We start from the raw sequence: 13,432 nt of genomic DNA, 5'->3' as shown, positions 1-13,432 counted from the left end.
GAATTACTCCTCCACTGCGCCAAGCAAGTAGTGATGATGTTGATAAACCGTTGAAATAATGCGGCACATGTCAGCCAATTCCGGCGGGGCGCTGGCAATGATGCCGTGCAGATCGATCGCCAAGTGATAGATCTGCTGTTCATGGCGCACCAAAACGCCGTCTTCATCCAATAAAAAACCGGGATTACTACTGGCAGCAAAATCCTGAGGTAAATTGAAGATGGTCACCTTATCCCGGTAGGGCTTACCATCCCAAGGGCAGAACTGGGCACAATTGCCGCATTCATTGCAATAGGCATCGATATGAAGCGTTTGGAAACGGTCACGAAAGCCGGGCACCGCGAGGGAAACATTCGCGCGGTTAGGGCACACATCCACGCACTTGGCGCACACATAGTTGCACGACAGGCAACGCTTTGCCTCCTGCTGAGCAAATGCATCCTGCTCATCCGAGCTGACCAACTGTATCTCGATCGCCCCTTTACGGCGGTAGATATCCATAGGATCGGTATTCAGCCAACGTTTGGCCGCGTGGCTATCGTGAATATTCTCTCTGCGTAAAATAGCGTCCGTGGCGCGCCGCGCCGCGCCTATTGCTGCGACAATAGATGCCGGGCCACTTTGCACATCGCCAATCAGGAACACATTCTCACGTTCCGTTTCTTGGGTTTTGTTGTCCACGCCCGGCACACCGTTTGCCGCCAGCTGGATGCCCATCTGGGCCAGCGCCTCATAGTCCGGTTCTTCCCCAACGGCCGAAATGAGCGTGTCCAGATGGAGCGTCTTGGTACACTCGGTTGCCAGGGGGCGAGCCCGGCCCTGTGCATCCGGCTCGCCGGGCTGCATGATCCGTAGCGTTAATGCGCCGTCTGCATCAAACCGTTCCGGGTTAACCCAGAAGAGGAATGCCACCCCCGCTTGGCGTGCTTCCGCCACCTCTTCACGCCAGGCAGGCATATCCTTCTCTCCGCGCCGGTAGAGGATGGTCACCTGCTCAACGCCGGGAACGCGCAGTGCGGCGCGTGCACAATCCATTGCGGTATTCCCTGCACCAACCACCCCCACAGAACGGCCAAGGGTGAGCGGCTCTGCGCGGTTGAAGCGCCTTAAGAACTGGAACGACGGCCACACAGCGTGGTTATCGCCATCCAACGTCACATCACGGCTGCGATAGGCGCCGGTCCCCACGCAAACATAGCGATATCCACGCCGATGCAGCTCATCGACCGTCAGCCCGCTATCGCAGCCATATTCAAACCGTACGCCATGCTGCGCGACAAAATCGATATCATGCTGGATTTTTTCCGCCGGTATACGAAACTGCGGCACCACATGGCGAACCACGCCCCCCGCACTTTGTTCCCGCTCAAACAGAGTAACCGAATGGCCCGCCCTAGCCAGAAAATATCCCGCCGCCAGGCCCGCCGGACCCGCGCCGATAACCGCCACTGGGTGGCGGCTGCCCGATCCCGTCGGTTTATACCAGCGGCGTCGATACCCCTCCCAGCCTTTTTCCAGCGCGATACGTTTGATTTCACGGATGTTCAGCGCGCTGTCGTAATCCAGCCGGGTACAATTTGACTGGCACTGGTGATCGCAAATATGGCCGGTAATCGCCGGCAGCGCGTTACGCTGATAAATCAGTTCCAGCGCATCGGTATAGCGCCCCGCCCCTGCCAGGCGAAGATATTCAGGAATATCCTGATGAATCGCGCAGGCGCTGACACAGGGGGCTACGTAACAATCGGAAGTCGGTAACGTACCGCCCGCCTCTATCGTCGCTTCAAGCTTCCAGGATTTCTGGTGGTATTCTGCTGTTAATGCCGTCTGCGCCAGCGCTTCCAACCGAGCGACATCCACCGCGGTCATCCCCCAGCCCGCGGAGCTTTCCAATTCGTGCGCGCAGGCAGCCAGGCGCAGGTAGCCGCCGGGTTTCAGCAGATCGGTCGCCATAGTAATGGGATGAATGCCGGTTTCATGAATCGCGCGGATGTTGAGCTGGCTAGCGCCGCCGGAATAGGAAATGGGTAATTTCCCCTGAAAATGACGTGATAAGACGGCGGCAACATTAATCGAAATAGGAAACAGCGCCCGTCCAGACATGTACATCTCATCCCCCGGCAGGCGTTGCTTATGGTTGCCGGCGCCCAGCGTATTGGTGAGTTTAACCCCGAACGCCAATCCCTGTTGGCGCGCCAAAGTCAGCAACCGCTCCAGCATGGTCAGCGCCCGCTCAAGGGGCAAATCATGCAGGAAAGCGTCTTCTTTTAATTGAATATAATCAAACCCACAGCAATCCAGGATTTCACGAACGCGCGCATAGCCGAGCAGCGTTGGATTCAGCTTTACGAACGTATGCAGTTTTTTTTCTTCCAGCATGTAACGGCAAATCGCTTCAATTTCATCGGGTGGGCAACCATGCATGGTGGATAAGGTGACACCGGTGACGAGCCGGGAAGGAATTCGCTCCGGCAGCGTAGCCAACGCGGCCAGATTGGCCTGCGGCACGATATCACGCAGCGTATCAACGCTGGCAATCCAGCATGCCAACGTTTGACGATAGCGCTGGAAGGCAGGTAAATCAGCGGCATCCATCATGCTCGCAATAAAAGTTTGCATAGGTGCCTGTTGAATGCCTTTCAAGTCATAACCCACGCTCATATTGAAAATAAACGAACGCCCCTGTTCAGTGGAGCGCGGTGCAAACAGGTACTCCAGCAGCCACAGGGCGAACCATGCCTTCAGATACTCATCGGCAGCTTTCACCAACGTAAGCTCTGTAGACCATTCAGTATTAAACCCTTCGTCTTGCGCATCAATGCACGGCTTGTCCAGCGCAAGACGATCCATAATCTGCACCGTTTTCAGCTCGATAAAACTGCCGCCGGTCAGCCATGCGGTAATGATATTTTGCGCCAACTGGGTGTGTGGCCCTGCCGCCGGCCCCACCGGAGTGTCGCAGGATTCGCCAAACACCCCCATTTGCCGAGTGGGGTTACGACGATAAAACTGGCTCTCCGGGATGCCAAAAATAGAGCGGTGTTGCTGGTATTCAGAAAACATTCTCTTCAATAATTGCTCAAACGGAATGGGACGCATGACATCAGCCACATTACTCTCCTTTATTTATTTGTTATTTTTTTGAAAATCAAATGATACTGAGACAACGTTTTATACCCAAAATAATTCGAGTTGCAGGACAAAACGCAAAAGCGTTTTTGAACAGCGCCAGCGCTGGCCCCGAAGGGGTGAAGCCAACACACCTGCAACTTGAAGTATGAAGGGAATAGGTTGGCGATATCGCCACAATGCGGGCACTATCGCCAATGGTTATTTTTCCTCACACTCTTTGTCTTTAAATAAAAGCAATATGCAGGCCAGAAATGGGGAGCCGATAGCAGAAGCCTGGCAATAGCGCGCTATAGCGGCTTCTTTCGACCAGACGAAATAATTATGATGATGGTAGCGGCCCATTGTTATTTGGTTCAGGGCCGTGTTTTTGCAAATTAATAATCGTGTTTCTCATTTTGAGAAAATAATGCGTGTATTTCCGTTATACCACCGCTTCATTTGCTCTGCGCGGCATGCAATATGCAGGCACAAAATTTGCATTCTCCCATTATTACTCTTTTTTATTTACGCGAGGTACGGAATGGGACTTTTTACTCAGGCAGCGGAGTTGGAAAAAAACAACCGGGCTTTTGCGTTTATCCAGATTGTCGAAAGCCGGGGTTCAACACCCCGCCATAACGCCAGTATGCTGGTCGATGAGGACGGCAACAGCATGGGAACCATTGGCGGAGGTATGATGGAACAATTGGTACTGGAACAGGCTAAAGAAGCCTTGGCGCAAGGAGAGTCCCGCGTGTTCTGTGGGCGCATGGCGCGCCAGGGGGAAGGTGCGGTAGGTTCAGATTGCGGCGGGGCCATGAAGGTACATATCGCGGTGCAGCCGCGCCGGCCACAACTGGTGCTGCTCGGCGCGGGCCACGTTAACCGAGCCATCGCCGTGGTTGCCGCACCGCTGAACTTCGAAATTACGCTGGTTGATACCTGGCCGGAAAATCTGGGCCACCCTGACCTCCCCGCCGCCAGCCGCAAGCTGCTTGCAGAGAGTTTTACTGCCGGTATTCAACAGTTGACGCTGGACGAACATAGCTATGTCGTCATCGCCACTAACCACCAGGACAAAGAGGCGCTGGAGCGCACCATTGGCAGCCCAGTGCGCTATCTGGGGTTACTGGCCAGCCGACGCAAAATCCAAACCTTCCGAGCCGAACTGGAAAAAAACGGTGTTGATGCCGCTGCTATTGCTGCGCTGCGTTCCCCCATCGGACTGGATATCGGGGCAGAGACGCCGGAAGAGATCGCCATCAGCGTGCTGGCGGAGATCCTCCAGGTGAAAAACGGCGCCAGTGCGGCATCACTCCAATCCGATCTGGTAGCGGCAGTATCAGAATAGCCCGTCGATAGGCGGCGCGCTAAAGGGCTCACGCCGCAAAAAGCGCCCATGGCCAGCGCGGCCGATGAACGCGCCATCCCGCCAAACGATCTCGCCCCGGCTGAGGGTCATAACAGGCCAGCCGTGGCACGCCATTCCTTCATAGGGAGAGTAGTCGCCGTTATCGTGCATTTCCTCATGGCGAAGCGTGACGTGACGCGTGGGATCGAACAACACCAGATCGGCATCAGCACCGGGCATCAGGTTGCCTTTCTGCGGCCACAGACCAAACAGCTGCGCGGGGCGGGCACTGGTCAGCATGACAAACTGCTCCGGGCTGATGCGCCCAGCCATTACGCCGCTAGAGTAAAGCAGCGCCAGACGGTTTTCTACACCCGGCAGCCCATTGGGGCAACAGCTAAAATCCCCGCCGGAGAGCGCTTGGCGTTGGCGCAAAGAAAAATTGCAGTGATCGGTCGCCAACGTCGAGATACTGCCGTCAACCAACCCTTGCCACAACGCCGCTTGTTCCTCCTGCCGGCGCAACGGCGGGCTGAGAATGTACTTCAACCCGTCTGGCTCGCGGTAACGGCTGTCGTCCAGCAGCAAGTATTGCGGGCAGGTTTCAGCCCACACCGGCTGACCATTGCGCTGCGCCAGCCGGATATAATCCAGCCCCAGGCCATTAGATAGGTGAACGATATACAGCGGCGCGCTGTCTGCCAACGCCGCCAGGTTGATCATGCGCGCGATCGCCTCCGCCTCGCAAGCTACCGGTCGGCTCAAGGCATGATAATGGGGAGCGGTATTACCCTGCCGCAGAAAAGCATCGCGACGTAACCGAATCGCCGCATCATTCTCCGGATGCACCGTGGTTAACGCCCCAATCTGGCGCAGCCTTTGTAATACCTGTAATACCGCGGTGTCATCCAGTTTGTACTGGTAAGTCAGGTAGAGTTTGAAGCTGCTGATCCCCTCCTGCTCCACCATGGCGGCCATTTCATCCAGAATAGCGTCGTCTACATGCTGCACCACACCGTGGAAACTGTAATCGATAACCGCCTGGCCGTCGGCATAGGCATGATAACGCGCCAGTTGATGATGCAAATTACACCCTGCCGGGCCAAAGCCCATATGATCGACAATGGTGGTAGTGCCGCCGCACGCCGCTGCACGGGTACCGGTAAAAAAATCGTCGCAGCTGCGGCCGATCCCCACATCAATGTTGAAATGGGTATGCACATCGATGCCTCCAGGCATCACCTGATACCCGGAGGCATCAATCACCTCCATCTCCGGCGTGATGGTCATATTGTGGCCGCGCTGCGCGATCCGCCCACGTTCAATCAGCAAATCCTCATCATATTGCCCCTGATGATCAACCAACGTACCGCCCTTAAGTAAACGCTTCATAAGGCTCTCCAACTGCAACAGGGGATAATTAACGCATCTGCGGGATGCCTTCCCACACCACTTCCCGATAGTGCTGGCGATCGGTATCACCTTCAGAACTGACTATCAGCACGCAGGAAGCGGCATCCAGCCCCAGTTGAGCCATCAGAGCCTTGCGCCGGGGGCTGTGCAATATCGCCGCCAGCACCCCCATGCCGATCGCGCCTGACTCGCCGGAAACAATGCGTGCGTCCTGCCCTAATGGATTGCCCAGGACACGCATACCGAGCGCCGTCACGCTGTCTTCGCAGGAAATAAACTGGCGGGAACAGTCACGCAGGCGTGGCCAACCCAATGGGTTAGGTTCACCACAGGCCAGCCCCACCATCATGGTGTCCATAGCGCCGCCCACGGCAACGATCTCCCCTTGCTGTGCGGAACGAAACAAGCAATCGGCACGATCCGGCTCAACAATAACCGCGTGTAACGGCGCCGCACCGTAACTGTTGACCAGATAGTCCAACACCCCCGCCGCCATCGCGCCAACACCGGCCTGCAGGAAAACATGCGTCGGCGTTGGCCAATGATGCTCAGCTATCTGTTCTACCGCCTCCACCGCCAGCGTCGCATACCCTTGCATAATCCAGGCGGGGATCTTTTCGTAACCCGGCCAGGCGGTATCCTGTACCACCGTCCACCCATTTTCCTGTGCAGTTTGCATGGTCAGGCGCACGGTATCATCGTAATTCATGTCGGTGACGATGCATTCCGCCCCCAGCCGGGTGATGTGAGCCACCCGTTCGGCGGATGCCCCCTTCGGCATATAAACAACCGCCTGTTGCCCAAGCGCCTTGGCGGCCCAGGCTATCCCGCGGCCGTGGTTGCCGTCCGTGGTGGTGGCAAAGGTGATACGTTCCGGCAGCGCGCTACGGCCTTGCTCAAAGGTAAAATCCTCCAGCGCCAAGTGGTATTTTTCACATACGCAACGGGCAATGGCATAAGCGCCGCCGAGGATTTTGAACGCGTTCAGCCCGAAACGCTGAGATTCATCTTTCACCAACACACGTCCCACCCCCAGTTCAGCGGCAAACGCCGCCAGTGAGTACAGCGGCGTGGGGCAGTAGCCCGGCATCCGCTGATGAAAGGCGCGCGCTTGTTCCGCCTGCTCCCGGCTGAATAAGGCATTCCCTTGTGGGGTAAAGTGAGCGTTATCGGCAATTTGCATCCGTAGTGAAAATGTTGACATGTCGGCATCCTGATGACGTTGATGGAATTATTCATCTTCGATGGGTTCAATATCTGTGCCAATTTGTGGTTGCAGCAGAAACAGCAATGTCGAATAATCAAAAACAGGGGGAAAATGAGATATCACACCCCATTGCGTGGCCGCTCACGGCGTCGTTCCCCAGCATTTCCAGCATTGGCTGGCGCCATTCCCCCATCACGCCTCGTTGCGACAGGCGAAGAGATGATGCACATTCTCAAAATGAGAAACTGCCGCGCAGCGTTGTCCTTGACGGCAGATCCCGACTTCACCAGGTACAAGAGCGTAGCCTATGACGAGCCAGACCCTGTCTCTGATGCACATCCAGCCCACTATCCGGCATTTCACACAGATGCTCAGTCAGGTATTGCGGCTTGAAGTCGAAATCGTCGATAACCAGTTGCTACGCGTCGCGGGAAGTGGCCCATATCGTTCCCGCATCGGCCGTCAGTCGGATAATACCCGCCTATTGCAATACGTTATTGATAACAAGAAAGAGAAAGTGGTCATTCATTCGCAGCACGATCCTATCTGCCAAAGCTGCGGTCAATATGGCCACTGCGGCGAACTGGCCTTTCTCGGTCTGCCGGTGATGCATGAAGGCACCTGCTTAGGCGTAATCAGCCTAGCGGCGATCAACCCGGAACAGCAACAGCGGTTACAAGAAAACATCGCTGTTTTCTCCGATTATGTGCGGCATATTTCCTCGTTGTTGATGGCTAACCTGACGAAAAATCCCACGGCCAACGATGATATGGATGTTTTGTTCACCACGCTTATCAACAGCATGGATCAGGGCATTCTGGTGCTTGATGAGCATGGCATCATTACCTTTGCCAATCAGAATGCGCTGAGGCTGCTCAACACGCGTTGGGAGACGCTTGCCCAAACGCCGGTAACCATCCGCCCGTTAGTCGCCAGTAAAGACTTTGCCAACGGTAATGCCCAACACGTGATTTCCTTCGCGGCCCGGCAGGAAGTGGTGATCGGGCAGCACCATAATGGCAAAAACCGGCAGTTGTTTCTGTTTGCCTTCCATCAATCCGAACGCCCAGCGCCGGTCGAAGAGGCGGACAGCACCCCCCATATTGGCCAGTTTATTGGCAATGCGCCTGCGGTTCAGGCGTTAAAGCAGCTCATCGCCCGCTTTGCCGACAGCCCCTCTAGCATCATGATCACCGGGGAGAGCGGCAGCGGTAAAGAGGTACTGGCACGTGCCATCCATCAGATGGGACGGCGCAACGCGCATCCGTTTATTGCCATTAACTGTGCTGCGATCCCAGAACACCTGCTTGAGAGCGAACTGTTTGGCTATGTCAAAGGCGCATTCACCGGCGCCGCCCCCAACGGCAAGGCAGGGCTGATTCAGTCTGCACATCGTGGCACGCTCTTCCTTGATGAAATTGGCGATATGCCGCTGGCGTTGCAGGCCAAGCTACTGCGGGTTCTGGAAACGCGCGAGGTTATGCCGCTGGGGGCCAGTAAGCCGGTAGCGGTGGATATTCGGATCGTTTCCGCTACCCATCAAAATTTGGCGCAAGCGCTCAAAGACGGAACGTTCCGTGAAGATCTTTACTATCGTCTTAAGGTGATTCCAGTGGAGATCCCGCCATTGCGCGAACGCACTGCGGATATCGAACTGCTGGTGCACCATTTTCTCAACCTGCATACCCGGCGCATTGGCAGCACCTACCCTGGCGTTAGCCGGGAAGTCATGGCATTGCTGCGCCATTACCGCTGGCCGGGCAATGTGCGCGAATTGAGTAATCTGGTGGAGTACCTGGTGAATATCGTGCCCGACGGCGAGGTGATTGATCCCACGCTGCTGCCGCCGCACTTCCATAACACGGCGGCGGCAATGCGGCCGGCGGCTGAAACCGCCGCCAGTGACGCCTCGCGCGCCGCGCCCCCCAGCCTGAAGCAATTGGAGCACCAACGTATTGAAGAAGCATTGCGCCGTGGCATGAGCAAAACGCAACTGGCGCAAGAGCTGGATATCAGCGTTGCCACCCTATATCGAAAAATCAAAAAATACGAACTGCGCGATATTCACTAGCCTGCTCAGTCGGCTAACGCCGGCGGAGCAACCGCTGGTACTGCTCCGGCGTATCCATATCCCAATGGATCGCGCCATCGGCCACCGGCACCCGCCGCTGGCCGTGACGTGCGATAAGTACTTTCATCGACGTGTCGTTATCCGCTGCCAGTACCCGCCCGCGCATGGCGGGCGGCAACAGTACCGGGTGCCCCTTTCCTTGTGCGTATTCTGGGATCAGGCAGCGCGCATCGCGTTGTTGCCACAGCGTGCGGTACACCGCCCCGCTGACAGCGGGCATATCCCCCAACGCCAGAAAGAAATGTCCACCGCCAACGGCCTCTACGCCGCAGCGGATAGAAGAGAACATGCCTTCGGTAAAGCATTCATTATGGCGCAGCGTGATGCGCGAATTATCGCCATAGCGCCAGTTCAGCTCCGCGCCGCGAAAGCCAGTGACCAGCACCACGCGATCGCAGAAAGATAACGCCGCTGCTAGCGCGCCGTCGAGCACCGTTCCCTCGCCCCACGGCAGCATCATTTTCCACTGCCCCATGCGGCTGGAAAGCCCCGCCGCCAGCATCAGACAGACCTTTGGTTTCATCTTGCCCGCTCCAGCGCGCTCACTGGGCCAACACCGCTTTAATCGAGGTGATAATCGGCTGGTAACCCGTGCAGCGGCACAGGTTGCCTTCCAGCGCCTCGCGGATCTGTTCGTCATTCGGCAACGGGTTGGTATCCAAAAGCGCTTTGGCGCTAATCAATACGCCGGGGGTGCAGAAGCCACACTGCACGCCGCCGTAGCGAATGAAGGCATTTTGCAGTTTAAGCCCCACAGGATCCTGATGTAGCGCTTCCACCGTGGTGATATCAGCGCCATCGCACTGAGCCACCAACAGCAGACAAGAACACACCGCGCGGCCGTTCATGATGATCGAGCAGGCACCACACTCCCCGACGGAACACCCCTCCTTGGTGCCGGTCAAACGACGGACTTCGCGCAGATAATCCAGCAAACGGACATTGTCATCAACGCTGGCCTGCACCCGGATACCATTAATCTTCATTTCTACATCAATCATCTGTCACTCCTGTTCCGCCAGTTCCGCCATTACCTGCCGGAACATATCAAGATAAACCGGGATTTTATAAGGGGCGGACCAGCGGCCGCCGATAGCCTGCGTCATCATGGTTTCCAACACAGCGGCCGCATGCTCGATCACCGCTTTCGTCGGTGGGTTACCCAACAACGCGTCCTCTACCATCGTCAGCCTTTGCGGCTTGCCGAATACGGCGCCATCCACCAGGCGGCACAGTTCGATATGCTTTTGTACATCTAAGCGAAACAGCGCAGACAGGCTTTGGCGTGTGATATTCACGGCGATACGCCGCCCCAGTTGCAGATAAAACTGTTGCAGCACGCCCGTTGGCGGGGGCGGTAAGATAATGCGGGTTAACAATTCCCCCGTACGTAACGCTGTACGGTAACCACCAGTAATAAACGATTCGAGCGGCACGCGACGGCTGCCACTGACGGTACGCAGCTCAACTTCAGCACCATAGATGATGAGCGGCGGCACAGAGTCCGCGCAGGGCGCAGCATTAATGATGTTTCCCCCCACAGTGGCCCGGTTACGCAGTTGCAAAGATCCTATCGTGCGACACGCGGTGACCAGCAGCGGGTAGTCACGAACCAAACGCGCGTTGGCCACCAAATCGGTGAAACACATGCCGGCGCCAATGCTGAAAGTATCGTTTTCCTCGTGAATACCGCGTAATTCGTTCAACCCAGCGATATTCACCAGGCGTACCGGGGTTGTTTTCAAGCGAGCCTGCACCAGCACATCGGTACCTCCCGCCAATGCCTGTACGCCCTCTTGAGCCAACAGTACCAATGCCTGTTCCAAATTGGCGGGCTGGCTGACCGTCAGCGTGTTCAGGCGCTGCACCTGTTTACGCTCACCTTCATGCGCTTGCACTTCGCTCTGCCGCGCCGGTTTTTTCAGGTTGTAACTCAGCCGTACCTGTTCCAGCGTCAGCGGTAGCGTGCGATTCCAACGGCCAATGGCAAAACTCACCGCATTGTTCAGCGCTGCACCGCCCAGTTCCAGCACCGGCTCGCCAATCACCTTGGCGCCGTAGGGACCGGCTTTGTCGTGGTTTTCCACCGCAATCACCGTAATATTCGGTATGTCACGAATCGTCGGCAGCAGGTAGGTATCAAAATTCTCTGATTTAACCTCCCCATTTTCGATATTGAAATCTTCCAGCATGCCGTAGCCGATCATGCCCTGCACCACGCCGCCATACACCTGCCCTTCAAAACCGACGCGGTTAACGACCTTGCCCACATCATGCACCGCCGTGATATCCAGCAGAGTGATCTTGCCGGTACGGGTATCGACAGCCACATCCGCCACCTGACAACCGTATACCCAGGTGAAATAAGGGCTGCCGCATCCCTTTTCCTCATCCCAGTGAATGGAGGGTGCCACATGCCAGCCGTAGGCGGAGAGATTAGCGCCGGTGGCTCTGGTGAGCGTAACCACCTGACAAAAATCCATACTGCGGCTCAGGTCAACGCGGTTGAATACTTTACCCTCTCGCCACATTAGCTCATCAATCCCGCTCGCCCCCAACTGCGTTGCAACGGCGTCAGCCATGCGCCGTTTGATCTTACCGGCCGCGTTGAGCACGGCCTGCCCGCCCATTAGCGTACCGCGTGACGCCACAGTGGAACCGCCATCGGCGATCATCGCCGTGGCCGGATCGGTAAACATGATCCATGAGAGCGGCAAACCAAAGGCTTCTGCCGCAATCATCGACATCGCCGTTTGCAGCCCTTGACCATTCTCCGATACCGCTGTGGAGATATTGACGCTGCCATCCGCATTGACCTGAATCAGCGCTGACGAGGCATCTAATCCCTCGGCGCCCAGTGAACATCCCCGGTGGCTTAATGCCAGACCGATGCCGTATTTAATCGGCCCCCCCTGCGCATTCAACTGCTGGTAGCGTTCGCGCTTGGCCATAAACCCGACGCTGTTAGCTGCTTTCATCAGAACTTCTTCGGCAGATACCCGGTGTTCGCTGAATACCTGTCCTGCCATACTGGTATCCCCCTGCTGCAGGATATTGCGCTGGCGCAGCTCCAACGGCGACAGTCCGAGCGCGGCGGCCACTTCATCCATCAACGATTCGTTAGCCAGAATGACCTGTGGCGCCCCGAAACCACGGAACGCCGAGGTGTAGTTGTTATTGGTATACACGCCCGTCACATCCACACGTACATTTGGAATGCGGTACGGCCCCGCCGCCTGTACAGAACTACGCCAGGTGACAAACGGCGTTTGCCCGGCATAGCTACCGCCGTCCGCCAGCACGTCAATCTTGATCGCCTGAATATGTGCGTCGTCATCCAGACCAATTTTATATTTCATCTTGTAGGGATGGCGCTTGTAGCTCTCCCGCATCGATTGTTCGCGGTTGTAGGTAAATTTAACCGGCCGGCCCGTCAAGTGACATAGCAGCGCCGCGCGGCACGCCAGATGATCGATAATATCGTCTTTGCCGCCAAAGGAGCCCCCGACGACAGCTCGTTTGACGTTAACGCGCGCTTGCGGCAGAGCAAGATATTTCGCCACGAAGCCGCGCACGCGATGGGCATTCTGTACCGAACCCGATAGCGTCATGATCTGTTCGTTATCATCGAACCAGGCAATGATCGATTCCGGTTCAATGTAGGCATGCTCCTGATACCCCACCTCATATTCCCGCTCAAAAATATGGCTGGAAGCAGCGAAACCCGCCGCAACATCGCCTTTGATCGTATGGTGGTGATTGATCACGTTGCTGGCGCTGCCGGGATGGATCAGCCGGGCTCCCGGCTTCAGCGCATCATCCACGCAGGTGATGGGTTCATACGGCGTATAACGCACATGAATCTTATCCGCCGCCAGACAGGCTGACTCATAGCTTTCAGCGGCAATCACGGCAATGACATCGCCACGAAAAGCGATGTTCTCGTTCACCAGTGGCGGATAGTCGGCCATCACCACACCAATGTGACTCTCACCGAGAACATCACGCCAAGTGGCGATCTTCACCACGCCAGGTACCTGTAATGCCGCACTAAGATCAACCGCCTCCACCCGCCCCGCGGCGATATCTGCATAGCGGCACACGCCGTACAACATGCCTTTCAGGACGATATCATCACCGTATACTGCGCTGCCTTTGACCTTGGCCAAGCCATCCACGCGCGGCACTTCATGGCCAACCACTTGCATTTTCATCACGC

8 protein-coding genes are annotated in these 13,432 nt (G+C 56.4%); 2 read left to right on the top strand and 6 right to left on the bottom strand.

From position 1 onward, the window contains the following. Positions 1-3 precede the first annotated feature (3 nt). Complete coding sequence (gene ygfK / locus ABFX35_RS05920; protein WP_346079793.1) at positions 4-3,111, bottom strand: putative selenate reductase subunit YgfK; 3,108 nt, start codon at positions 3,109-3,111, stop codon at positions 4-6. 541 nt (positions 3,112-3,652) lie between these two features. Between ygfK and ABFX35_RS05915 the strand changes: the two genes are divergently transcribed. Then, entirely contained in the window at positions 3,653-4,462 is an 810-nt protein-coding gene (locus tag ABFX35_RS05915; protein ID WP_346079791.1) for an XdhC family protein, read from the top strand. Here the strand turns inward: ABFX35_RS05915 and hydA are convergent. Both hydA and dpaL read right to left on the bottom strand, forming a co-directional pair. Next, entirely contained in the window at positions 4,454-5,854 is a 1,401-nt protein-coding gene (hydA, locus tag ABFX35_RS05910) for a dihydropyrimidinase (RefSeq protein ID WP_346079789.1), read from the bottom strand. The genes ABFX35_RS05915 and hydA overlap by 9 nt on opposite strands. 28 nt (positions 5,855-5,882) lie before the next feature. Beyond that, on the bottom strand, positions 5,883-7,079 hold the full coding sequence (gene dpaL, locus ABFX35_RS05905) for a diaminopropionate ammonia-lyase (protein WP_095844823.1): 1,197 nt from the start codon (positions 7,077-7,079) through the stop codon (positions 5,883-5,885). Positions 7,080-7,389: 310 nt separating this feature from the next. Between dpaL and ABFX35_RS05900 the strand changes: the two genes are divergently transcribed. After that, positions 7,390-9,153 (top strand): sigma-54 interaction domain-containing protein, encoded by a 1,764-nt coding sequence (locus ABFX35_RS05900; protein ID WP_346079788.1) that lies wholly within the window; start codon positions 7,390-7,392, stop codon positions 9,151-9,153. Positions 9,154-9,166: 13 nt separating this feature from the next. On the opposite strand, the gene ABFX35_RS05895 is transcribed toward ABFX35_RS05900, so the two are convergent. The 3 genes from ABFX35_RS05895 to ABFX35_RS05885 are packed head-to-tail and all read right to left on the bottom strand — an operon-like array spanning position 9,167 to position 13,427. Continuing rightward, a complete protein-coding gene (locus ABFX35_RS05895; protein ID WP_095844825.1) occupies positions 9,167-9,736 on the bottom strand; it encodes an NTP transferase domain-containing protein in 570 nt (189 codons plus the stop codon). A gap of 19 nt (positions 9,737-9,755) precedes the next feature. Further along, positions 9,756-10,214 carry a (2Fe-2S)-binding protein gene (locus ABFX35_RS05890; RefSeq protein WP_095844826.1) on the bottom strand — a complete coding sequence of 153 codons (459 nt, stop codon included), beginning with the start codon at positions 10,212-10,214 and terminating at the stop codon, positions 9,756-9,758. Positions 10,215-10,217: 3 nt separating this feature from the next. Beyond that, complete coding sequence (locus ABFX35_RS05885) at positions 10,218-13,427, bottom strand: molybdopterin cofactor-binding domain-containing protein (RefSeq protein ID WP_346080864.1); 3,210 nt, start codon at positions 13,425-13,427, stop codon at positions 10,218-10,220. Positions 13,428-13,432: the final 5 nt, after the last annotated feature.

The sequence above is a fragment of the Gibbsiella dentisursi genome (assembly GCF_039539505.1).
Taxonomy (GTDB): domain Bacteria; phylum Pseudomonadota; class Gammaproteobacteria; order Enterobacterales; family Enterobacteriaceae; genus Gibbsiella; species Gibbsiella quercinecans.
Note: the sequence above shows the minus strand (reverse complement) of the source record. Positions and strands in the feature narration are given on the sequence as shown.

What these genes read in the sequence shown, in the direction of transcription:
- ABFX35_RS05915 (WP_346079791.1), top strand. Translation starts at nt 3,653, where the DNA reads ATGGGACTTTTTACTCAGGCAGCGGAGTTGGAAAAAAACAACCGGGCT.
- hydA (WP_346079789.1), bottom strand. Translation starts at nt 5,854, where the DNA reads ATGAAGCGTTTACTTAAGGGCGGTACGTTGGTTGATCATCAGGGGCAA.
- dpaL (WP_095844823.1), bottom strand. Translation starts at nt 7,079, where the DNA reads ATGTCAACATTTTCACTACGGATGCAAATTGCCGATAACGCTCACTTT.
- ABFX35_RS05900 (WP_346079788.1), top strand. Translation starts at nt 7,390, where the DNA reads ATGACGAGCCAGACCCTGTCTCTGATGCACATCCAGCCCACTATCCGG.
- ABFX35_RS05895 (WP_095844825.1), bottom strand. Translation starts at nt 9,736, where the DNA reads ATGAAACCAAAGGTCTGTCTGATGCTGGCGGCGGGGCTTTCCAGCCGC.
- ABFX35_RS05890 (WP_095844826.1), bottom strand. Translation starts at nt 10,214, where the DNA reads ATGATTGATGTAGAAATGAAGATTAATGGTATCCGGGTGCAGGCCAGC.
- ABFX35_RS05885 (WP_346080864.1), bottom strand. Translation starts at nt 13,427, where the DNA reads ATGAAAATGCAAGTGGTTGGCCATGAAGTGCCGCGCGTGGATGGCTTG.